The following is a 22,725-nucleotide window of genomic DNA, read 5'->3' on the forward strand; positions in this document are numbered from 1 at the left end:
TTTCGGAGTGTTAGACTTGCGCGCCGCGCGATCCACTGCGAGCACGCGGCGATGATCGAAGCCTCGACGATAGCAGATGAAACCCCGTTGCCCGCAGCACCGGCGGGCTGGTTCGATTATGGCTATGCCGCGCTGATGGACAATCGGCTCGCGCTCATTCGGCTGCGGCGAGACTTCCACGCTGAATATGCGCGCTGGGTACAAGAGGGCAGCAGCGGCAACCACAAGCTTCCCAGGCCGACGTTGCGGCGCGAGGACATCAGGCTTTCAGTCTTCGACGGGACGGTTGAAACCGACGTGGTAATCGTCCCTTCACGCGCTTACCCACTCGTCGACCGAACCGTGGATGGGCGATGGGTGGTCGCATCGGCCCGGGCTGGAGACGGCGAGAAGAACGGACGCGTCTACTCGGCGAGCGGCGATGAAGAACAGGCGATGGTGCTCGGGGACGGCATCGAGACCCTGCTCTGCGCGCCCGACGGGACATTGTGGGTCGGCTATTTCGATGAAGGCGTGTTCGGCGGTTCGCATAATGGCGGGAGGCCGCCGGTATCAGCGGGCGGCATCGTCCAGTTCGACGCGAAGGGCCAAGTGCTGTGGTCGTTCAACGACCAGGTGAAGGACGAAGATTCGATCGCTGACTGTTACGCGATGACCCTCGCTGAAAACATGCTTTGGTCCTGCTTCTACACGGACTTTCCCATCGCGCGGGTGGACAGGGGCAAGGTGACTTTCTGGTCCAACCAAATTGATGGCGCGAAGGCCATCGCGGTGGCGGATAACATCGTCCTGCTTGCCGGTGGCTATGACGGGGATGGGGATCGGATCGCTGTTGTGAAGGTCGACGGCGCGACCAGCCATCAGATCGGCGAATTGCGGTTCAACCCGACAGCCGACGGAAGCGCCGGCTTTGTCCAAGGGCGCGGGGGAATCCTCCACATCGTTCAAAATGGCGTGTGGTCGAAGCTGTCGGTCTATGATGCGGCGCTCGCGGTCCGCCAGCGCCAAAACGGGCGCCTGTAAGCACGTCTTCGATCAGCGCCGCAGCTTCGGCGTGAGCTTCCCTACCCGGCCGCGATACTCGACATAGCGTTCGCCGAACAGGTTGATCAGGTCGCGCTCCTCATGGCCGATGGCGATCAGGATATAGACGAGCATCGACGCGGCGAGCAGCAGATGGCCGACGGTCATCACCGGGATCGCCCAGAAGGCGAGGATGAAGCCGCTGTAAAGGGGATGGCGGACCAGCCTGTAAAACAGGGGCGTGCGAAACTCCGGCTTGGTGGCCGCGGCCTTGCGGGCATGGCCCCAGACCTGTTTCAGCCCAAACAGCTCGAAATGGCTGATCATGAAGGTGCTGAGCAGGACGATCGCCCATCCGGCCGCGAACAGCGCGTAGAGCAATATGACCGCAGCGGGTGCCTCGACCGACCAGACGATGCGGGGGATCGGCCGCCAGAACATGAACAATATGATCAGCATCACGCTTGCCAGCAGGACATAGACGCTGCGTTCGACCGGCTCGGGCACGATCTTCGTCCAGCGCGCCTTGAACCAGGGCCGCGCCATGACGCTGTGCTGGATGCCGAACAGAGCGACCAGCGCGAGATCGATCGGGACCGCCACCAGCACGCCGCCCATATCGCCGCCGCGATCGACCGTCAGCGGCACCTGAGGCAGGTCCGCGACAAAGGCGATGAGATAAAGGAAGGTCAGGAAGAAGATGATATAGGCGACAAGGCCGAACAGCAGATATTCAACCCGGGTCATGGTCTTCCCTCCGCGCTCGTCCGACTCACGCGCGGGGCAGCCTGCCTCCTGGCTGATGCTGACGATAGGCGGAAATCGACACTAACACGCCGCGAGGACGGTTATGCGCGCGGGATCAAAGCTCCGGCGGGGGCGGCGCGTTCACGCCGCCGGCGGGGACTTCCATCTTCGCGGCCCAGATGATGCCGTTCAGCAGGAAGCGCCGATAGTCGGCGATCAGGTGCATATTGTCGTGGAAGTCCGAGCCGCCCCAGACCAGCGAGCGGCCGCCGTCCGGCCTCACATAAGCCCAGGAGACGGGGCCGGTGGCGCCGTTGCTCGGCTTGGCCGGGGTCGCCTCGAGCAATTCGGTGCGGCCGGGATTGTCGGTGAGGAAATAGCGTGAGTACATTTCCTCGCGATAGGTCCAGGGCTTGACCCCGCGCAGGACGGGATGCTTGACGCGGGCAATCGGGCGGACGCTCCAGGTGTCGACCGGATTGTGCGAGGCATAGGGGATCCAGAGGCCGCCGAGCCAATCCTGGAAATAGCGGCGGCCGACCCAGTTATCGACCCACATCGTATAGTGATAGACGATGACGCCGATATTCTTCCGCTTGATCAGCGCATCGAGTTTCTGGAGATAAGCGGTTGTTTCGGGATCATAGGTACGGCCGTCAGTGTCCTGATATTGCTGGAAGAGCATGCCGGTCTCTTTCTTCAGCCAGTCGCCATTGCCGTCGATGACGATCACCGCCGCATCCTCGAATATGCTGAGGTCGCGCGGCGGCTTGCCGACGATCACCTGGGTGGTCACGTCCTTCACATTGCCGGCATGTTCCAGCTGCCAGGCAAGCTCGCGCAGATCCTTTTCATATTCGTGCCGCCCGGGTGCGCCATGCTCCTTTGGCCCGGCGAGGAAGACGATCTTGTGCCCCTGTGGCGCTGGTTGGGCCTGAGCGACCGTGGGTGCGGCGAGCGAGAGAAGGAAGATGGCCGCCACTGCAGCGAGGCGCCGCGTTGGCCGGAAAACTCTGTTGTCGACACCGCTCATCATCCGCTCCCGTATTCTTCAATTAGCTATCATGCACCGGCATCAGGATCCCGGCGGGGCGGAAAGCCGGCGCGGGCGGGTCTCGAGGACATAATCGACGCTCTCCGGCGGCACGGGCAGCTTCACCCGATTGGCCCTGAGCCAGGCCAGGAAGTCGGCCTCGATCTCGGGCGACCAGCGTGTGTCGATCTGCCCGGCGGTATATTTCTTCTCGCGCAGGCGGAGGTGGCCGAAAATGTCGGTCATCCGGACTTCCTCGGACTCGCGCACCACGCGCTCGGCCAGCTGTGCCGGGATGAACAGCACACCACCGTCACGGCCGAGCACCACGTCGCCGGGCATGACCGTCGCCTTGCCAATGCGGGTCGGGCCGTTGATGGTCACCATCGTCGAGTTGAGCCGCGCTCCGGTGCGCATGGCGCCGAAGTGATGCGACGGATCATAGGAGCGCACGAAGGCGGTGAAGTTCGGCAGCTCCTTCAGCCCCTCGATATCACGCACCGCGCCATCATAGACGATACCGTTGCCAGTCCGCGCATAGATGGCGTTGCCGACATTGTCGCCGATCGACGGGCCGTCCTGCTTCAGGCTGAAATGATCGGCGACATAGACGTCGCGCGGCTGGAGCATGTCGACCGGCCAGGCATTCTGCTCGCCGATGCGCTTCATCCGACTGCCATCGGCCTCGATGACTTTCTGGATATCGGGCCGGCCCGGGACCCATTGCGCGGTGAGCGCACGGCCGACCAGCACCTTGTCCGGAAACAGGGCGAGCCAGCCATCCTCATATTGGTGGTTGAACCCAGCGGACCTGAGCGTCGCCCAGGCCTCTTCGAGCGTGACGTGGCGCATCCGATCGAGGATCGAATCCGGTACCTTGGGGCGACCGTCGGGAAAGCGCTCGCCGGTCCACTCCGGAGAATAATGGACGATCTCTTCGCGGCTCATGAAGCCGGGGCTCAGCGACTGGGCCTGAGCCGCCCCCGTCCCTGCCCCGACCAACAGGACAACACCAAAACTCAGCCGTGCGGCGAAACTGCGCATTTTCCCTCCCCTGCCGCCGTGAGCGGTGCCCGGCTGTGCGTCGCATCAACCACCAAGATTGTTACGGCGTTTGCTCGATTTCGGGAGATCATATAGGATATGAAATAGTTTACAAGGACGGGGACGATCAGGATGCGCGTCGGGTTACCGACAATGAGCCCTAAACGAACAATTTTTCCTGGCGCGCGAAGTTGACGAACAGGGGCAACCACAGGCCGTCCGGGCTGCCTGGCCGGGAGCCCACGCTGAACCCATGACCGCCACGAGCGAACAAGTGGGTCTCGACCGGGATCCTGGCCGCGACCATGGCATCCCGAAGCCGCACCGTATTGGCTACTGGCACCGTGTTGTCGTCCTCGGCGTGAACCATGAATGTCGGGACTGCCGCCGGAGTGACGTTGAGATCGGGCGACCACTCGCGGATCTGGACCGCCGTTGGCTGGCCGCCAAACAGCGACGGCGCCACCCCGCTATAGGCATAGGCGGGATCGACGCTTTGCACCGGATAGATTGGCGCCGTCAGCAAAGGTCTGGCGCTGAGCTGATCGGCGGCGTCGACCGGCTTGTAGAATGGCGTCGAATGTCGCGTCGCGAGTGTCGTCGTCAGGAAACCGCCGGCGCTGAAGCCCATTACGCCGACCCGCTCCGGGTCGAGATGGAAGCGCGCGGCATTGGCGCGAATGACCCGCATCGCCCGCTGGGCATCGGCTGGCCCGACAGAAGCCGGATTGACCCAGCCGTCCCTGGCCAAGCGATAGAACAGCACGAAACAGGTGATGCCCGCCCGATTCAGTATGTCGGCGATGTGGTAGCCTTCATGCTCGAAATAATTCCACTCGAAGCCGCCGCCCGGGATGATCAGCATGGCTGAGCCATTGGGCTGGGCCGCCGGCAAGGCGATCATATGCGGCGTGGCGATGCCTTTCATGCGCCGGCTGCTATAATCCGGACTCGTCGAGGTCTGCTCGATCACCTCGGTCATGCCGGGATGCGCGGCGCCCGCCGGTGGATGCGGCCATAATCCAATGACCTCACCGCCGCTGCCTGAACCGGCCTGGGCAAGCACCCTGGTCGCTGCGGCCGCGCCGATCGCCGAGACACCGGTCAATGCCAAAGACGATTTTACAAGATCGCGTCGAGAAACGTTCATGGTGACTCCTGTGCTGCGTCCAAACCAGCTCTACGTCCCAGGGATAAGGCCGACCGTCCCGACGACAACGCCGCCGGGACAGCCCTAGTCGCCAAGCAAAGCCGCATTGCCCCATGTGACGACCGTGGGCACCTTGTTCCTGGCGGATGTGCCGCGCGCCACCAGCTCGACGACCTTCACGCCTGTAATGTTGGCGCTCAGGGTCTGCGCCGTCTGACCGAACCGGGTCGGCCTGGAGGTCGCAAGGAGCTTGCCGTCGCCATAGACCAAGAAGGTCACGGCATCGTCCGTATCGAAGGTCGAATCGTCGACTCCGACGTCAGCGGCGAAGCGGCGGAACTGGCCATCGGCCCTGACTTCGAATCTCGAGTTGGCGAGAACGCCCAACCCGGTCTCAAACATCCTGCCGTCGACGCGTAACGCCTGGCGGTAGGGCGTGGCGTCGGCCTGCGCGCCGCCCCATCCGGTATAGGCGGGCGACTCGCCGGTGTCGGTCGTGCTGCCCCAGGGATTGATCATGCGGTGGATCGTGGGATCGGGTTGCGGAACCACCACACCGTCGACAGCCGGATTCACGCGCCCGGGCATTTCCGACAGATAGATGCCGTTGGCGAGGGTGCGCGTTCCGGCAGCGTCGAGGACAAGTGTCTGGTGCGGATCGAGATGCACCTTCATCTCACCGGTAAAACCGGGCAGCGTCGCGCCGGTCCAGAGGTCCTTGAGCGCAATCGGCGCCGTTGCGGAGAATTTCAGGTGGCCGGCGGCCAAGACCATGTCCACCGGCGCAAGCCCACGGTTGAAGATCGCCACCGCCTTGTGGCCGTTGCTCAGCGTCTTGACCAGGATTTGAACATCATCGGTGTCATAGGCCAGCACCGCCTGGTTGCCTGCCGGATCCTGATCAATGGCGATGAGGTCGCTATTGCCCAGGATGTCCATCAGCGGTTGCGGCGCTTTCCTCAGATCATAGCCGATAAGAAGCGGCGCCGACAGCATCGACCACAGCGCAAAATGCGACCTGGCCTCCGTCAAATGGCGTTCATCGAAGTCACCATGACCGACAAAAAGCATGTCCGGATCATTCCAGGAGCCCGGATGCGCATAAAGCGCGCGGTTGGCAGCGCTGTCGAAATTGGCCAGCATCCGCGTCCAGCTGGGCGTGATATCGTCGCTGGTCCGTGACAGATTGCCGACATTCTTGGCCCAGGCGCGGACATCGGCCGAGCCCCAGGCGCAGATTGAAAGGATATAGTCGCCATCGGGATTTGTGCGGCGCAGGGCATCCGCGACCTGTTGGTAGAGCGCGCGGACCGCCGCGATGTCCGTGCGACGAATTTCCTTCTCTTCGATCAAAGGGCTGAGCGCGCGATACTGGCCGGATTTGACGCCCCCGCTATAGGGGCCGAAGGCGCGGATGCCGCAAGCATCGACCTTGATGTAATCGAATGCCCAGTCCTTGAAGTAGAGCGCGATATCCTGATCGATATGGCCGTACAGCCCGACCTCGCGCTCGGCGACCGTGCCCTCGGGCAGGTTTGGCGCGTTTGGCGCAAAGGCCTGCGAACAGTTGTTCGCGCCGATATCCGAGTAGATGCCGGCCTTCAGGCCCATCGCATGGATACGGTCGGTAAACGGCCTGAAGCTGGTCTGTTCGGCTCCACCGGTCGCAGCGGACGGGAAGATCGAGGTGCGCACGATCATGCGGCCATCGCTAGTCCGGCGCTTCAGCCACCAACCGTCGTCGAGGTTGATGTAGCGATAGCCCTTCGCGGCCAGCCCGCTGTCAACGATCGCCTTCGCTGAGTCGAGGACCTTGGCTTCGGTGAGGTCCGTGTGGAAGGCGTTCCACGAATTCCAGCCCATGGGCGGCGTCGCGGCTTGTCCTGTTGTCACCGCGGTCCAGTGACCGGTTGGCGCCAGAGGGTCGGCCGCGGCATCGGCTCCGCCGCCACAATAGAGTGCCAATGTCAGGCAGCCGATAACCCCCTGGATGGAACGCTTCATTATCTCTCCAATATATTCGTAACTATAAGATACGTTGTAAGAATTGCCCGATTCTCCAGAAACCAGGATCTCGCCAGCCTGGCCTTGTCGCCTGCCCTCCAGCCGACGGTAGATAGGCGAGCCATCTCATTTATCATATAATAGATAAGCGGCCCGACGCTACATATATTTGGGAATGTGCCATTTGCGGCACGGGCTGGCCATTGGCGATCGATGAATCCAGTCAGCCGCGAGAGGCGCTGAAACTCATGAGCCGGTCCATTAAATCATTGAACCGGCCTATTGGACAGCGAAACGGTTTTTATTAGAAAACTGGCGTTTTACTTGTAAAATAGCTGCTAGCCTGCTATCCAGCCGTAAATGTCATGTTCGCGGCGCCATTTCGGCCATGCGAGCATCCAAAAATGACAACGTAAGACATAAGGAGGGGATCGCACATGAGAATGGGAAGGCGTCAATTCGTGGCGTCCACGGCCGTTCTGGCCGTTACTGGGTGCAGCGGCGGCGCGAGCACATCATCCTCCGCACCTGTTCCAACGCCGTCGCCTTCGCCTTCCCCCTCTCCGTCCCCATCCCCGTCCCCGACGCCCACACCGACTCCGTCCGGCCCGTACCCGAGCTATAATGTCAGCCCGATAGCGGCGGACGCGACGGGCATGACCAGCACCGCGGTTGACCTTTCGACGCATATCAAGCTCGGCTGGAACGCCGGCAACACGCTGGAAGCGATCGGCGGCGAAACCTTCTGGGGGAATCCGCTCCTCACCCAGGCCCTGATGGACAAGGTCAAGGCACTTGGCTTCGATGCGGTCCGCCTGCCCTGCTCCTGGGATCAATATTCCGACAAGACCACCGCCAAGATCTCCGACACCTGGCTGAAGCGGGTGAAGGAGGTCGTGCAATATTGCATGAACGCGAATCTCTATGTCCTGCTCAACATCCATTGGGATGAGGGCTGGCTGGAACGGCACGTCGACGCGGCGTCCAAGGATGCTGTCGTCCCGAAGCAGAAGGCGTTCTGGGAGCAGATCGCCACGACGATGCGCGATTTCGACCAGCGCCTCATGTTCGCGAGCGCGAACGAGCCCGACGCCAACAGCGCCGCCCAGGCGGACATCCTGCTGGCTTATCACCAGACCTTCGTCGACGCAGTCCGCTCGACCGGCGGCAAGAATGCCTATCGCACGCTCGTCGTCCAGGCACCGAACACGAACATCGACGAAGCGGTTTCACTCTGGAAGAAAATGCCGACCGATACGGCATCGAAGCGCATGATGCTCGAAGTGCATTTCTACTCGCCGTTCCAGTTCGCGCTCCTCGACTCCGACCAGTCCTGGGGCAAGATGTTCTATTACTGGGGCAAGGGTCATCAATCCGCGATCGAGCCCGACCGCAATGCGACGCATAGCGACGAGACCTATATCGACGACCAGATGCTGGTGATGAAGCAGCATTTCGTCAGCACCGGCATTCCGGTCATCTTGGGCGAATATGGATGCATGCGCCGCACCACGCCGAAAGACCTGCCCACGCACAACGCGGCGGTGACCTACTGGATGAAATATGTCACGCAACAGGCGGTCGCCAACGGCCTCATGCCCTTTGTGTGGGATGTAGGATCCATTATCGACCGGCACACCCTGGGGGCCGCGGACCAGGCGTCACTGGATGCCGTGCTCGAAGGCGCGGGCAAGAAATAGGCGCTGGGATCGGCCGGACCGGGACCTGAGCAAAAATGGGCCTTTCCAGAAGAGCGCTCTTTTTGGGCGGCGGAACGCCTGCCGTGACGGGGCCGCCGCCAAAAGCAACGGCCCGCGCCCTTTCGGCCATAAAATGATGACGCAGGCTAAAAGAAGGAATCGCACATGAGCATGGGAAGGCGCCAATTTGTGGCGTCAGCGGCAGTTCTGGCCGCCGGCTGTAGCGGTGCAGCGAGCACGTCATCCGCCGCACGTGTTCCAGCGCCCTCTCCGCCCCCAACGCCCACGCCGACCCCGGCGGCGGGGCTGTACCCGAACTACAATGTGAGCCCGATACCTGCGGATTCGACGGGCATGACCAGCAGCGCGACCGACCTTGCCGCGCATATCAAGCTCGGCTGGAACGCCGGCAACACGCTGGAAGCAAGCGGCGGCGAAACCGCCTGGGGCAATCCGCTCATCACCCAGGCCCTGATGCACAAGGTCAAGGCGCTCGGCTTTGAGGCGGTCCGCCTGCCCTGCGCCTGGGATCAATATGCGGACAAGACGACCGCGAAGATTTCCGACACCTGGCTGAAGCGGGTGAAGGAGGTCGTGCAATATTGCATGAACGCGAACCTCTATGTCCTGCTCAACATCCATTGGGACGGCGGCTGGCTGGAAACGCACGTCAATGCGGCAAGCAAGGATGCCGTCGTTCAGAAGCAGAAGGCGTTCTGGGAGCAGATCGCGACGACACTGCGCGATTTCGACGAGCGCCTCATGTTCGCGAGCGCGAACGAGCCCTCGGTCGACAAGGCGGACCAGATCCCCGCCCTGCTCGCCTATCACCAGACCTTCATTGACGCAGTCCGCTCGACCGGCGGCAAGAACGCGCACCGCGTGCTGGTCATCCAGGGGCCGAGCACCGATACGGAAAAGACGGTTTCACTCTGGACGACAATGCCGACCGATACGGCGGCAAACCGCCTCATGTTCGAAGTGCATTTTTACTCGCCGTTCCAGTTCGCGCTCCTCGATTCCGACCAGTCCTGGGGCAAGATGTTCTATTATTGGGGCAAGGATCATCACTCCAAAATCGAGCCCGATCACAATGCGACCCATAGCGAAGAGGCTTTTGTCGACAAGCAGATGCTGTCGATGAAACAGCAGTTCGTGAGCAAGGGCATTCCGGTCATTCTGGGCGAATATGCGTGCATGCGCCGCACCACGCCCAAAGATATGCCCACGCACAGCGCGGCCGTGACCTACTGGATGAAATATGTGACGCAGCAGGCGCTCGCCAACGGTCTCCTGCCCTTTCTGTGGGACGCCGGCGGCTACATCAAGCGGGATACCCTGACGGTTTCCGATCAGGCCTCGCTGGATGCGATCCTCGAAGGCGCGGGCAAGAAATAGGCGCCGGGATCGGGTGAAACGGGACCGGAGCAAAATGGAGCTTTCCAGAAGAGCGCTCTTTTTCGGCGGCAGCAAGCTTGCCGTGACGGGGCCGCCGCCAAAGGCTGCGGCCCGCCGGCCCCGGCCGACGACGATGGCGATCTTCGATGAGGGCTTTCAGAATAGCTGGTCGAATGTCGACTGGGCGACGGTCAGGCAGCCGGTATCGTTCGACGGGCACACAACGCTGCAGGTCGAGGGAGGTCCCTGGTCGGCCCTGGCCCTTTATCATGCCGCCCTTTCAATGGCCGATTTCAGCAAGCTGACCTTCATGGTCAATGGCGGCGACGGCGGCGGCTTCACGGTGTGGCTGCGTAGCTTCCGCGACGGCAGGGCGATCGACTGCGATTTCGAGGTTAAGCCGGTGGCGAATAGCTGGACCCGGATCGAAGCGCCGCTGACCGCGCTCAAGATCGACGGGCAAATGATCGACAGCTTCGTGTTGCAAGCGCCCGATATCACCTACAAACCCTATTATGTGGCGAAGGTGCAGCTCGAATAGCCGGGCGATCCGGCTGGCTGCCATTGGGAAGCGGCCGCGGTGCGGCGATCAAGGATGAATGCGTGTTCAAATCCCTCCGCCTGCTGATTGCCACGGCCGCACTTCTGCTTGCCTTTACGAGCCAGGCTGCGCTCGCCGGTCAGGTCGATGCCGGCTGGACTCCGACCTGGTATGCCAGCCCCGAGCCTTCGCCCAACGCCAAGGGCTCGCTGAACAACCAGACTGTCCGCCAGATCGTCCATGTCAGCGCAGGCGGAAAGCAGGTGCGTATCCGCCTGTCGAACGCCTTTGGAAGTACGCCGCTCCACATCAATGCCGTGTCGATTGCCCGGCGCGGGGCAGGAAGCGCCGTTCAGGCCGGGTCGATCAGGCAGCTCCGTTTTTCGGGCCATGCCGATGTGACGGTGGCGCCGGGCGCCTATGCGGTGAGCGATCCGCTCGACTTTGACGTGCTCGCCGCAACCGATCTCGCGATCAGCCTTTATGTTTCGGGCCCGACGCCAATCGCGACCACGCATCTGACCCAGCGCAACGCGATCTATTTCTCCGATGGCGATGCAACGTCGTCCGAGACGATCACCGAGACCCATCCCGACACCGGCACCTGGGCTTCCTGGCTATGGCTCAGCGAGGTCGAGGTCTCGGGCGCACCGGTGGACGGCGTGGTGATCGCCTTCGGGGATTCCATCACCGACGGGCTCAACCTGCCGGGCGACAGCAACAGCGACTGGCCGAGCGTGCTTAGTGACCATCTGCGGAAGGCGGGAAAAAGACTCAGCGTCGTCAATGCCGGTATTTCCGGAAACCGCCTCCTGCATGACGGCCAATGGCCGCCCTTTGGCCCTGCCGGCCTTACCCGGTTCGATAGTGATGTGCTGGCGCAGCCCAATGCGAAGGCCGTCATCCTCTTCCTCGGGATCAACGATATCGGCCAGGCGAGTGCCGGCTCAAGCGACTTCGTGAGCGCGGCGGATATCGAAAACGGCCTCGCCCGGCTGGCCGGGCGCGCGCACAAGAAGGGCCTGAAAGTCTATGCCGCGACGCTCGCGCCATTCCGGGACGCGACGGCCGAGCATTATTATTCAGCGGACAAGGAGGCGATGCGGCAGGCGGTGAATGGCTGGATCCGATCGTCGCGGCTTTTTGACGGCGTGGCGGATGTCTCCAGCGCGCTCGATGATCCGAAGAACCCGGGTCGCATGTTGCCGGCTTATGATTCAGGCGATCATCTCCACCCTAGCGCCGCCGGGGCAGCCGTGATCGCGGCGACCATTCCGCTGGCATGGTTCCAGTAACGGTGCCGGGTTCCGCCAGCACAGCAACTCAACAAGGAACCAGAATGCGTCGATCGCGATATCCGCTGCTGGCCGTTGCCCTGCTCGCCATGGGCCTCTCGTCAGTGGCGGGCAGCGCGCGCGAGCCCGGTCAGCCTGCGCCGGTCCGGGTCGAGGGCGGCATGATCGCCGGCACGCGAGCCGATGGAGTCGAACGCTTCTTCGGCGTGCCTTATGCCGCGCCACCGGTCGGCGATCTGCGCTGGCGGGCGCCGCGGCCAGTCAAGGCGTGGACCGGCATTCGGGCTGCGAGTGCGTTCTCGCCCGTCTGCCGACAGACCGTGCCCTGGATAACCGATCCGCAAAGCGAGGATTGCCTTTACCTCAACATCTGGGCGCCGAAGGCCGCCAAGAAACTGCCGGTGATGGTGTGGATCCATGGCGGCGGCTTTTTCGGCGGGGCCGGCTCGCAGCCGGGCTATGACGGAACGCGGCTGACGCAGCAGGGCGTGATCGTGGTGACGCTCAATTACCGGCTCGGGCTGTTCGGCTTCTTCGCCCATCCCGAGCTGAGCGCTGAATCGCCCGCCAAGGCATCGGGCAACCAGGGGTTTTTGGATCAGATCGCAGCGCTGCGGTGGGTCAAGCGCAATATCGCGGCGTTCGGCGGAGATCCGACGCGGGTTACCGTGATGGGAGAGTCGGCGGGGTCGGTATCGATCGGGGCTTTGGTCGTCTCGCCGCTCGCCAAAGGCCTGTTCCAGCGTGCCATTGCCGAGAGCGGCAATATCGGCGTGCCGTTCGACGCAAGCGAAAACGCCGTGGCCGATCGGAGGCAGGCAGAGGCCGAAGGCGCGGCCTTCGCGAAGGGATTGGGCGCGGCGCATCTGGCGGATTTGCGCGCGATCGATGCCGACACGCTGATCCACAAGAGCTGGGTGCCGCGCCCCATCGTCGACCACCATGTGCTGCGCGAGGATATGACGGCGACCTACCGCGGCCATCGGCAGAATGACGTGCCGATCATGGTCGGGTGGAACGCGGACGAGGGCAAGGACCTCGCGCCCGAGATTCTCGCCACCTCCAGTTTCACCGCCGCGAGGCACAGCGCCTTGCTCGCCCAGCTGCTCGGGCATGCGCCGTCGGCCAAGGTGCTGGCCGACTATCCCGCCGCGACCGATGCTGAAGCCGAGGCCTCCATCTTTCACTTCACCACCGATTTTTGGGGCTGGCGGATGTGGCGCTGGGCTGAGCTGCAGGCACAGGGACGGTCGAGCAAAGCCTATGTCTATTATTTCGTCCATTCGCCCGCCGAACCCGCGACCCCGTGCGGCTATGGCTGCAAGGCCGGCCATGGTGCCGAAATCCGCCATGTCTTCGATCAGCTCGATCAGGAACCGCGTGCCTGGAGCCCCGGCGATCGGCAGCTGACGCGCGAGATCGTCGGTTACTGGACCAATTTCGCCAAGGCCGGCGATCCGAACGGCGACGGCCTGCCCGCCTGGCCCGCGTTCACCGGCGCTAAGGCTGAGGTCCGGCGCCTCGGCACCGCCGCCGAGATTCAGGCGCGGGGCGCGCTGCCGGACTTCGATTCATTCTCGGGTCGCTGACGCGCCCGGTTCCCGGCACTACAATCAGGACGAGCGCTTGCGGCGCTTCAGGGCCAGTTCGTCCACCACCTCCGGCTCGCGAAGGTCGCCGAGCTGGCGCACCAGGTTCAGCATCTCGGGCATTTCGGCGGCTGGGAGCGGCTCGCTCAACAGGAAGCCCTGGATTTCCTGGCAGAGCTCCTGCTGCAGATAATCGAACTGCGCCGATGTCTCGACACCCTCGGCAACGCAGCCGACGCCAAGGCTCTGCGCGAGGTGCATGATGCTCTGGACGACTGCCGCCGCATTGGGATGCGTGGTCACGTCGCGCATGAACGACCGGTCGATCTTGATCCGGTCGAGCGGGAAGCGGCGCACATAGGACAGGGATGACCAGCCGGTGCCGAAATCATCGAGCGACAGGCTGACGCCGAGGGTCTTCAAGGCGCGCATGATCTGGATGGTGGTCTCGGTGTCGTCGAGCGTCAGGCTCTCGGTCAACTCGAGTTCGAGCCACTCCGCGGCGAGGCCGGATTCGCTGAGGGCCTCCTCGACGATCCGCACTATATCGCCGCGATAGAATTGCTGCGCCGAAAGGTTCACGGCCATCCGCACCGGGGGCAGGCCCTCCGCTTGCCATGCCGCATTCTGGAGGCAGGCCGTCTTCAGCACCCATTCGCCGACTTCGACCATCAGCCCGAGCTCTTCGAGCAGGGGAATGAACAGCGAAGGCGCTATCAGCCCCTCTTGCGGGTGGTTCCAACGGATCAGCGCCTCGACCGCGGTGACGGCGTTGGTCTCCATCGCGAATTGCGGCTGGTAATGGAGCATGAATTCGCCGCGCGCACAGGCCTGGTGGACGTCATTGGCGAGCATGTGCCGGCGCTGCGCCGCCTCATTCAACTCGGGGGTGAAGAAGCGGTGCACACCGCGACCATTTTCCTTCGCGTCGTACATCGCAGTGTCGGCGGCGCGCAGCAGGGCGCCGGCATCCTCGCCATCGGTGGGGAACAGGCTGACGCCGATGCTGCCGCCGATATGAAGCTGGTGCTGTTCGATCTGGAAGGGTTCGGTCAGCGCCGCGTGAATCTTGCGGGCAACCACTGAGGCTTCCTCGGCATTGGTGATCGAGGAAAGCGTGATGACGAACTCGTCGCCGCCGACCCGCGCCGCCGTGTCGGTTTCGCGCAGGCACTTGCGCAAGCGCGCGGCGACGCTCTCCAGCAGCTCGTCGCCGATATGATGACCGAGTGAATCATTGACCTGCTTGAAGTGATCGAGATCCAGCATCAGCACCGCGACCTGCTTGCCGCTGCGCCGCGCCTGCGCGATCGCCATGCCGAGCCGGTCGGCGAGCATGGTGCGGTTCGGCAGGCCGGTCAGCGCGTCGTGCAGCGCCAAATACCGGATCCGGGCCTCTGCCTCGCGGCGATCAGTGATGTCACGGATGTTGCACTGGATGATGCTGCGACCGCCCGCCTGATAGAGGTTGCCGATCATCTCCACATTGATCGACAATCCGTCGCGCCGCTTGATCACCCAATCGTCATATTTGACATGTTCGAGCAGCCCGATCTCGGCCACCATCGTCTTGCTGGCGGGGACGTTGCGGAACGGCGCGAGTTCCCACAAGGTCCGGCCGATCAGCGCGGCATGGTCATGCCCCAGCATCACGGTGATCGCCGGATTGGCGTCCGTCACCTGGCCGGTCTCGCTGTCGAGCAGCAGGATGCCGTCATTGGCGGTCTCGAACAGCCGCCGGTAGCGCAATTCGGAGAAGCGCAGCGCGGTCTCGGCTTCGCGCCGGGCGCGGATCTCCTCGCGGAGCTCTACATTCTGCGCGATCACCCGCTGCTGCGCGGCGCGGAGCTCGAGATGGGTGCGGACGCGCGCGAGCAGTTCCTCGATCTGGAACGGCTTGCTGACATAGTCGATACCGCCGGCGGCGAAGCCTGCCACCTTGTCATCGACATCGGACAGCGCCGTCATGAAGATCACCGGGATATCGCGCGTCGCCGGATCGGCCTTCAACCGGCGGCAGGTCTCGAATCCGTCGATGCCGGGCATCATCACATCGAGCAGGATCAGGTCGGGCTGCCCGAACGCGGCGCGCTTCAGCGCTTCCTCGCCGCCGCCCGCGACCGTCACCTCGAAGCCATGCTTCTCGAGATGGGCGACCATCAGCGCGAGGTTCACCGGGTTGTCGTCGACCGCCAGGATCGTCCAGGACATGACATCGACGATCGAAATCTTCTTCACATTGGTCATGATGCCATCGCTTGTTTGGGGTCGATATAATGTTCGACCAGGTCCTGGATGCCTTGCGCGTTGTAGATGCCCGCAAGCCGCTGCAGCGCTTCAGCAAAGGGCCGATAGAGCGGATCGAGCGCGATAAGATGCTCGGCCTGGGCCTTGATGGCACGCATGTTGCCCGCCTTGGCCAGCGCGTGGAGCACGGCGATCTCCTCAGCGGGCGGCGGTAGCAGTTGCTCCGCCCCGGCGGGCAGATTGGCGCGTTTCGCCTCGCCGCCGATCCAGGTGACGCCGAGATGCTGGCCGAGCGCCTTGACCAGGTCCTCATGCTCGACCGGCTTGGTCAGGAAGGAGTCGGCACCGGCGGCGAGGCTGCGCATGCGATCCTCGGGCGTTGCACCCGCCGAAACCGCGATGATGGGGACGTCGCTGAGGGTGGCATGCGCGCGGATCAGCCGCGTTGCCTCGAGCCCGTCCATCACCGGCATCTTGACGTCCATCAGGATCAGGTCGGGCCGCCTTGCCTCTACCTGGGCCATGGCATCGCGGCCGTTCGACGCCTCGCGGGTGATGAAGCCGAGTGCGCCGAGCGTATCCGCCATCACCGCGCGGTTCTGTACGACATCGTCCACGATCAGTACGCTGCGGCGCGCGCCCCGATATCCGGTCGTCACGATCGGGGGCGCCACCGCGCCGGGTTCGGAAGCGAGCACCGGCAGATCGAGGGTGAAGCTGAACTGGCTGCCATCGCCTTCATCGCTGTCGACATCGATGCTGCTCTTCATCAACCCGACAAGCTGGCGGCTGATGCTCAGGCCAAGCCCGGTGCCGCCGGCCTGGCGCTCGCGCTGGCCGACCTGTTCGAAGGGCTGGAAGATCGCGGGCAGCTCGTCCGCCGCAATGCCGATACCGGTATCGCAAACTGCAAACAGGATCTGCGCCCTGGTCACGGTGCGGGATTCGAGGCCGACACACAGCATCACCCTGCCCCGGTCCGTGAATTTCACCGCGTTGCCGAGCAGGTTGAGCAGCACCTGCCGCAGCCTCTTCTCATCGCCGAGCACGAACATCGGCAGGCGATCGTCGAGCTCGCAGATGAAGCCGAGCGCCTTCTCCTCGGCACGGACGCGGATGATGTCGCAGACCCCGGCGAGGAAGTCGCGCAGGTTGAACACTGTCGAGGTCAGCTCGAACTTGCCGGCCTCGATCTTCGAGAGATCGAGGATGTCGGTGATCAGCGTCAGCAGATGCGTGCCGCTCTGGTGGATCGTGCGGGCTGCGTTTTCCTGCTGTTCGTCGAGCGTGGGATCCCGGCCGAGCAGCTGCGCATAGCCAAGGATCGCGTTCAGCGGCGTACGCAGCTCATGGCTCATATTGGCGAGGAATTCGGATTTCGCCTCATTCGCCTTCTCCGCTGCAGCCTTGCCGAGCGAGAGGTCGCGGTTGTTCGCCTCGATGAGCTGGAGCCGCCTCGCCTCGAGCGCCTGGGTGCGGAAGGTCTCGAGTGCGGTGACCACGGCGCCGAGCTCGTCACCCCGGGCGAGGGCGGCGATGTCGATGTCATAATCCTCGGCCGCCAGCCGCTTGGTTGCATCGGCGATCGCGCTGATCGGGCGAACCGTGGCGATGCCGATCCGGAAGGTCGCAAAGGCGATGATGGGCACACCGACCAGCGCCAGCACCAGGAAGATCAGGGCGACCAGCGAGACATGGGCATCGATCACCTCGGCGCGCCGGGTCGCCTCGCGAATGCCGCGGTTGGCGACCTGGTTGATATTGGCGGTGACGCGCGCTGCGTTGGCATGGAACGACTTGAGCGTTGCTTCAGCCGCGCTGACATTGGCGCTGAGCATCAGGGTGACGACCCCGAGTCCGTTCGAATATTCCTCGACATCGCGCCGCGCCGCGCGGACCTGTTGCAAATTCTCCTGACCGATGCCGGTCGCTTCGAAGGTCTCGAGGTCGCGGCTGATGTCGGCCAGCGCTGCCTGAATCACAGCGGTGCGCTTCGGCAGGTCGCGGTTTCCCGGCGCGTGCACCTCGCTGTTCAGCAGCCGCTCCAGCTCCCCATCGGCGCGCTCGAAGCGCGCGGCGATGTCGGCGAGGCGCGCGGCATCGGGCATCGCGACATCTACGACATAATGGGTGTTGCTACCCACATCCCGCAGCGCCGACACTTCGAGCGTGGCGGCGAGAAGCAGCAATGCGAGCGAGATCGCCGGGGTGATCCCGAATTTCGCGAGCAGCGGCCAATCTGAAAGCCGCCGCCACCGGCTGGTTGTACGGACAAAGGCATGCCTCAGCCAAAGGCTTGTTTTCACCACATATCTTCCCTCTCCCCGTGACTGAACCGGGGTCGGGTGAAACATGCGCCGCAAAGGCCTAAACAAATGTCGATTGGCGCCTAAGTATTAGTACAGGCTATCTCTCGCCGCTGGGCCCAAGCGCGCGGAAAGGCCCGTCTTTTCCGAAAGCCTTCCCGGGCCGACACCCTTACCTATCGCCGCCGCCACCGCCAGACCGGGCCATCTTCGGGATCCATCACCTCGCCCTCGAAAGTGAAGCCGTTACGGGTCAGCACGGCGCAGGAGGCGTTGCGTTCGGGGAGGGTGTGGGCGATCACGCCGGTCGCGGCGCCGTCGGCGATGCGCAGCAGGGCCGCGACCATGGCCGAGGCGATGCCGCGGCCTTCCAGGGCGGGGAAGGTGTAGTAAGCGATCTCGACCAGGCCGGACGAGTCCGGCGCGAACTTGAAGCCGCACATTCCCTGGGTGGCTGGCTCGGCATCGCCTGCGTCGGTCTCGGCTACCGCGCCGATCGCCCAATAGGTGCCCCAGAGCGCCGGCCGGGATACTGCGGTCATCACGCCGAGCACTTCGGCAATCGCCGCGGCCGCATCGTCACCGGGCGGGAAGCCGTGTTTCATGCCGCGGGCGAGCCGGGCCGAAGGGGCGGAGGGGGTATCGCCATCGGCGGGGACCAGGATCGGCATGGCTCGTCTCGCCAGGGCGGGCTGACCCGCAAAAAAAGATGCCCGGCACCGCAAGCGGCCCGGGCACCCAGTGTAGCGCATCCTGCGTTGATATCCATCGAGGGAAATCGGCTGAACATCAACGCAGCATAAGGTTTCCCTCCGCGCGTGGCGCTCCCCTGACGGCGTGGGCGCCGCTTGACGAACGACTTTAGCTTGCAGGCACGATAGGCCTGATTGTTAGCAATACGAAACAACGCTGTACTGCCCGAAAGCACAGGATTCCGTAGCGGCAGTGCACCAGAAATGGACGTGCAAGCAGGAGACTCAAAGGCGGTTGCATGTGCCGCGATTCAGGCGGCGAAAGCGACGAATAATCGAGACCTGAACGGCCTGATTTGGTAGCTTGCGATGGCCGAAGATTGTCGTCGCGCCATCTGGTGACGTCGGCTGGTTCGGAGCATTTGAGGTGGGGAGTTAAGTAATTGAGAAAAGGTTTTCTTCGCGCTTGCGTAGCCGCAAGCGTAATGGTGGCTGCTGTCGCGGGCACTCAGGCCGCAACGGCATCCGGCTATAGCTGGAAGACAGTCCCTTGGGGCGGCGGCGGTTATGTCGATGGCTTTGTCTATCATCCGAAAGCGCCAAATATCCTCTATGCCCGCACCGATGTCGGCGGCGTCTTCCGTTTCGACTTCGCCACCAAGCGGTGGGTCCCGTTGCTCGATCATCTGTCGCATGACGAGCGGGACACGAACGGTATTCTCAGCGTGGCGCTCGACCCGAATGATCCCGGCAAGGTCTTTCTCGACTGCGGCCTCTATCTCGGGGAATGGGCGCATAACGGGGCGGTTCTGCGTTCAAACGACCAGGGCGCGACCTGGACGAAGACTGACCTGCCGTTCAAGGTCGGCGGCAATGCGGACGGGCGCGGCACGGGCGAACGGCTTCAGGTCGATCCGAACGCGGGCGATATCCTCTTTCTCGGTTCCAACGAGAATGGCCTGTGGAAGAGCGCCGACGGGGCGAAGACCTTCGCAAAACTGGCAAGCTTTCCGCGCTCCGGTGTGACGCTGGTGCTGTTCGATCCGAGCTCCGGCAGCAAGGGAGCGCCGACACAAACCCTGTATGTCGGATCGTCCGATGCCGGCGGCGGACTCTATGTCAGCCGGGACGGGGGCGCGAGCTTCAGCCCCGCCCCTGGCGCTCCGTCCGGGACGCCGCAGCACGCCGTTATCGGCCGGGACGGATTCCTTTATGTCACGTTCGCCACCGGAGACGCCAAGAACACCAATGCGCTGAACCCGAGCAATGTCTCGGGCGGCGCGGTCTGGAAAATGGACCTCAAGACCAACCAGTGGCACAATATCACGCCCGTCGCCCCGGTCGCGGGGAGCGCGACCTTCGGCTATTCGGGCGTTGATATCGACCCCGCCCATCCCGGCACCATCGTGACCTCGACCATCGACCGCTGGTGGCCCGAACCCGACGAGATCTTCCTGTCGCGGGATGGCGGGTCGCACTGGCTGCCGCTGACGACGGTGTCGAAGCACAACAAGGCGCGCTACCCGTGGCTCGGCAATGACACCCAGCTCAATGGTTCGGAAAAGGACCGGATGGGCAGCTGGACATCCGATGTGAAGATCAACCCGTTCAACCCGGACGAGATGATCTACGGAACCGGCGGCGGCGTATGGATGACCGGCAACCTGACGGCGGCCGGATCCCCCAAACCCGTCCAGTTCGAATTCGCCGACGATAATCTCGAGGAGACCGCGATCATTCAGATGGTGTCGCCGCCCGCGGGCGCGACGGTGATGGCGGCGATGGGCGACGTGGCGGGCGGCAGTTGGGACGACGTCACCAGAACGCCCACCGCGTCCGGGGTATTCGCCCCGACCGTTTCGAACTGGTCAGTCGACGTGGCATGGCTGAAACCTGCCTTCCTCGCACGGACGTCCGATCGGAAGCCTTTTGGCTATTATTCCGAAGACGGCGGCGTGCACTGGACCGGCTTTCCGTCGATGCCGCCTTATTCGCCCCAGGATGCGAAGGGGAACTGGCACAATGTCGGCCCACTCGCCGTGTCCGCCGGCGGAAGCTCGATCGTGTGGAGCATTCCGCGCGAACGCGCCTATGTCTCCGTCGACAAGGGGGTGACCTGGACTGCCTCGGAAGGATGGCCGGCTACGTCCGAGGCGACCCTGATTCCGGTGGCCGACAGGTTCATCAACGGCGTGTTCTACGTCCATGATCGCGAGGGCGGTCAAATCCTGATCAGCGTCGATGGCGGCAAGAGCTTCAAGCCGGTGATGAAGGGCATCCCTCCGGTGCCCAGTTATCAAGGCTCGCAGCTCCTTTCTGTGCCGGGGCGGATGCGGGATCTGTGGCTGGCCACGCCGTCCGGACTGTACCATTCGGCTGACCCCAAAAAGCCGCTGGAGGCGCTCAAGACCGTCGACGAAGCCTGGAATGTCGGCGTCGGCAAGGAGGCCCCGGGCAAGACCTATCCGACGGTCTATTTGTCCGGAAAGGTCAAGGGCCAGACCGGCATCTGGCGTTCCGACGATGAGGGCGTGACCTGGGAGCGGATCAACGACGATGTGCACCGGTTCGGGGACGGCGGCACGCTGACCGGCGATCCGACTGAATATGGCACCGTCTATGTCGCGCGCGCCGCGGGGGGCATTGTGGTGGGCAAGCCGACGCCCTGAGGGTTGGTGGCGGTTGTCGCGTTTCGCGTGGGAGCTGTCGGTGTTGAACGGGACGGGCCGCATCTGTGAAGGTGCGGCCCTTCCTTGTGGCGCGCGCGGTGTTTGGAACGCGCGAGCCGATGAGAATTCCAGTCATGTGAAAGAGCGGTGCGCACCGCTGCTGACGGCCCGCCATGTTGCTGTGGCCGATTGCCGGTTCGGGTTGAATCGCGCGGGGCGAGTCTGGGGGCGGATATGTTGGACGTGTGACATAATTCAGGGCGGATTTCGGGCGCTGGATGGGGCTATCACGAGGGGAATGCACGGAAAACCGAGCGCGCATGTTGGAGAGTTTTGTCATGCCTGTCAGGGGGGCATCGCAGGCAGGGCTATGAGGCGGGGCGTGTTCGGCTCAGGAATCCGCGATTATCAACGCCTTTTGAAAATGTCAGGAGGGGTAGCTGACATTTCCTATCTGTACAGAACATTGTACAGGTCGAGTCATGGAGATGATGGCGCGCGTGCTCGGCTGGGGACACTCGCGCCGATCTGAAGACGGGCTGGATCGGATGGCAGGGAGCACCCCTGTGACGATCACATGCCTGGGTAGGCCGAGGGCCTCCTGATGGAGATGGATTGACTCGACAGCGTCTTCCCATTGCCCAATTTGTGGCGCATCAGGTGGTCAATAATGAATGGACAAACTATTGTTTTAATTCACTCGACATTTGATTCAGCCTGCTGGCGCGAAGAATACTATATGATTAGCGGAAGAGATGGTAGATTGCTGATATCATTATTATTTCTTATTATGTCTGCGGTATTTGCTCTTGTGCAATCTTGGATTGTACACCTATATATCGATTCGGTCATAGCGGGGGATTGGACGTATTTTTCTGATCTATTCTTCGTGAACGCACCGGCATCTGGACCGGATAAATTCTGTTTTGATCGCTGCGTTGCCGACCTTCCTCTATTTCCTGGATACGCAGCTGCCTGCTGCTTTTTGATTGGCATCATGACATTAGGTCATGTTTGGCTACGGCCGAGAGCCGTCGAACCTATTGGTGTCTCTGCCTCCGGCTCATGAGGCATGGGCTTCGCAGGTTTCTACCCAGACATTGACATCGGACGCTATTCCGCTTCGCGGTCGACCCCGATCAGCCGCTCGGGCAATCCTTTCGCGAAGCAATAGGTGGTCGCGCCGCCATACACCCGAGGCCTCGGAACAAACCTTATGCACGATCTGTCGCTAAAGCCGAGGTAGCTCACGTAAAAACTTTTTGAAATCATGTCCTCGGTGGCACC

General features: G+C 63.0%; 15 protein-coding genes. 7 read left to right on the forward strand and 8 right to left on the reverse strand.

What is annotated here, in order from left to right:
- Positions 1-51: 51 nt before the first annotated feature.
- Positions 52-1,023, forward strand: coding sequence for a hypothetical protein (locus AC1DVS_RS18605; protein WP_478025408.1), 972 nt, complete (start codon positions 52-54; stop codon positions 1,021-1,023).
- A 12-nt stretch (positions 1,024-1,035) separates the two neighbouring features.
- On the opposite strand, the gene mddA is transcribed toward AC1DVS_RS18605, so the two are convergent.
- The 5 genes from mddA to AC1DVS_RS18630 form a co-directional block, all read right to left on the reverse strand.
- On the reverse strand, positions 1,036-1,770 hold the full coding sequence (mddA, locus tag AC1DVS_RS18610; protein ID WP_478025409.1) for a methanethiol S-methyltransferase: 735 nt from the start codon (positions 1,768-1,770) through the stop codon (positions 1,036-1,038).
- A 115-nt stretch (positions 1,771-1,885) separates the two neighbouring features.
- Positions 1,886-2,803: a ThuA domain-containing protein gene (locus AC1DVS_RS18615; protein WP_478025410.1), complete on the reverse strand. Its 918-nt coding sequence runs from the start codon at positions 2,801-2,803 to the stop codon at positions 1,886-1,888.
- A gap of 42 nt (positions 2,804-2,845) precedes the next feature.
- Complete coding sequence (locus tag AC1DVS_RS18620) at positions 2,846-3,847, reverse strand: RraA family protein (RefSeq protein WP_478025411.1); 1,002 nt, start codon at positions 3,845-3,847, stop codon at positions 2,846-2,848.
- 160 nt (positions 3,848-4,007) lie between these two features.
- Positions 4,008-4,997, reverse strand: coding sequence for an alpha/beta hydrolase (locus AC1DVS_RS18625; protein ID WP_478025412.1), 990 nt, complete (start codon positions 4,995-4,997; stop codon positions 4,008-4,010).
- Between the two features lie 84 nt (positions 4,998-5,081).
- A complete protein-coding gene (locus AC1DVS_RS18630) occupies positions 5,082-7,001 on the reverse strand; it encodes an NPCBM/NEW2 domain-containing protein (RefSeq protein ID WP_478025413.1) in 1,920 nt (639 codons plus the stop codon).
- 656 nt (positions 7,002-7,657) lie between these two features.
- Between AC1DVS_RS18630 and AC1DVS_RS18635 the strand changes: the two genes are divergently transcribed.
- From AC1DVS_RS18635 to AC1DVS_RS18655, 5 genes are all read left to right on the forward strand, one after another.
- Positions 7,658-8,701, forward strand: a complete 1,044-nt coding sequence (locus AC1DVS_RS18635; RefSeq protein ID WP_478025414.1) for a glycoside hydrolase family 5 protein — start codon at positions 7,658-7,660, stop codon at positions 8,699-8,701.
- 354 nt (positions 8,702-9,055) lie between these two features.
- Positions 9,056-10,099, forward strand: coding sequence for a glycoside hydrolase family 5 protein (locus AC1DVS_RS18640; protein WP_478025415.1), 1,044 nt, complete (start codon positions 9,056-9,058; stop codon positions 10,097-10,099).
- Positions 10,100-10,133: 34 nt separating this feature from the next.
- On the forward strand, positions 10,134-10,640 hold the full coding sequence (locus AC1DVS_RS18645; RefSeq protein WP_478025416.1) for a hypothetical protein: 507 nt from the start codon (positions 10,134-10,136) through the stop codon (positions 10,638-10,640).
- A gap of 62 nt (positions 10,641-10,702) precedes the next feature.
- On the forward strand, positions 10,703-11,935 hold the full coding sequence (locus AC1DVS_RS18650) for a GDSL-type esterase/lipase family protein (protein ID WP_478025417.1): 1,233 nt from the start codon (positions 10,703-10,705) through the stop codon (positions 11,933-11,935).
- A 44-nt stretch (positions 11,936-11,979) separates the two neighbouring features.
- The gene (locus AC1DVS_RS18655; protein WP_478025418.1) at positions 11,980-13,524 is read left to right on the forward strand and encodes a carboxylesterase/lipase family protein; all 1,545 of its coding nucleotides are present in this window, start codon (positions 11,980-11,982) and stop codon (positions 13,522-13,524) included.
- 24 nt (positions 13,525-13,548) lie between these two features.
- On the opposite strand, the gene AC1DVS_RS18660 is transcribed toward AC1DVS_RS18655, so the two are convergent.
- The 3 genes from AC1DVS_RS18660 to AC1DVS_RS18670 all read right to left on the reverse strand — a co-directional run bounded on the left by AC1DVS_RS18660 (position 13,549) and on the right by AC1DVS_RS18670 (position 18,748).
- Positions 13,549-15,771 (reverse strand): EAL domain-containing response regulator, encoded by a 2,223-nt coding sequence (locus AC1DVS_RS18660; protein WP_478025419.1) that lies wholly within the window; start codon positions 15,769-15,771, stop codon positions 13,549-13,551.
- Positions 15,768-18,077, reverse strand: a complete 2,310-nt coding sequence (locus tag AC1DVS_RS18665) for a response regulator (protein WP_478025420.1) — start codon at positions 18,075-18,077, stop codon at positions 15,768-15,770. The genes AC1DVS_RS18660 and AC1DVS_RS18665 overlap by 4 nt, the downstream gene beginning before the upstream one ends.
- A 176-nt stretch (positions 18,078-18,253) precedes the next feature.
- Complete coding sequence (locus tag AC1DVS_RS18670) at positions 18,254-18,748, reverse strand: GNAT family N-acetyltransferase (RefSeq protein WP_478025421.1); 495 nt, start codon at positions 18,746-18,748, stop codon at positions 18,254-18,256.
- Between the two features lie 506 nt (positions 18,749-19,254).
- Here AC1DVS_RS18670 and AC1DVS_RS18675 point away from each other — a divergent pair.
- Positions 19,255-21,438 (forward strand): hypothetical protein, encoded by a 2,184-nt coding sequence (locus tag AC1DVS_RS18675; protein ID WP_478025422.1) that lies wholly within the window; start codon positions 19,255-19,257, stop codon positions 21,436-21,438.
- Positions 21,439-22,725 lie beyond the last annotated feature (1,287 nt).

The sequence above is a fragment of the Sphingomonas sp. P3_C5 genome, assembly GCF_056402635.1.

Excerpts from the sequence above, each read along its gene's own strand:
- AC1DVS_RS18605 (WP_478025408.1), top strand. The coding sequence starts at position 52 with ATGATCGAAGCCTCGACGATAGCAGATGAAACCCCGTTGCCCGCAGCA.
- mddA (WP_478025409.1), bottom strand. The coding sequence starts at position 1,770 with ATGACCCGGGTTGAATATCTGCTGTTCGGCCTTGTCGCCTATATCATC.
- AC1DVS_RS18615 (WP_478025410.1), bottom strand. The coding sequence starts at position 2,803 with ATGAGCGGTGTCGACAACAGAGTTTTCCGGCCAACGCGGCGCCTCGCT.
- AC1DVS_RS18620 (WP_478025411.1), bottom strand. The coding sequence starts at position 3,847 with ATGCGCAGTTTCGCCGCACGGCTGAGTTTTGGTGTTGTCCTGTTGGTC.
- AC1DVS_RS18625 (WP_478025412.1), bottom strand. The coding sequence starts at position 4,997 with ATGAACGTTTCTCGACGCGATCTTGTAAAATCGTCTTTGGCATTGACC.
- AC1DVS_RS18630 (WP_478025413.1), bottom strand. The coding sequence starts at position 7,001 with ATGAAGCGTTCCATCCAGGGGGTTATCGGCTGCCTGACATTGGCACTC.
- AC1DVS_RS18635 (WP_478025414.1), top strand. The coding sequence starts at position 7,658 with ATGACCAGCACCGCGGTTGACCTTTCGACGCATATCAAGCTCGGCTGG.
- AC1DVS_RS18640 (WP_478025415.1), top strand. The coding sequence starts at position 9,056 with ATGACCAGCAGCGCGACCGACCTTGCCGCGCATATCAAGCTCGGCTGG.
- AC1DVS_RS18645 (WP_478025416.1), top strand. The coding sequence starts at position 10,134 with ATGGAGCTTTCCAGAAGAGCGCTCTTTTTCGGCGGCAGCAAGCTTGCC.
- AC1DVS_RS18655 (WP_478025418.1), top strand. The coding sequence starts at position 11,980 with ATGCGTCGATCGCGATATCCGCTGCTGGCCGTTGCCCTGCTCGCCATG.
- AC1DVS_RS18660 (WP_478025419.1), bottom strand. The coding sequence starts at position 15,771 with ATGACCAATGTGAAGAAGATTTCGATCGTCGATGTCATGTCCTGGACG.
- AC1DVS_RS18670 (WP_478025421.1), bottom strand. The coding sequence starts at position 18,748 with ATGCCGATCCTGGTCCCCGCCGATGGCGATACCCCCTCCGCCCCTTCG.
- AC1DVS_RS18675 (WP_478025422.1), top strand. The coding sequence starts at position 19,255 with ATGGTGGCTGCTGTCGCGGGCACTCAGGCCGCAACGGCATCCGGCTAT.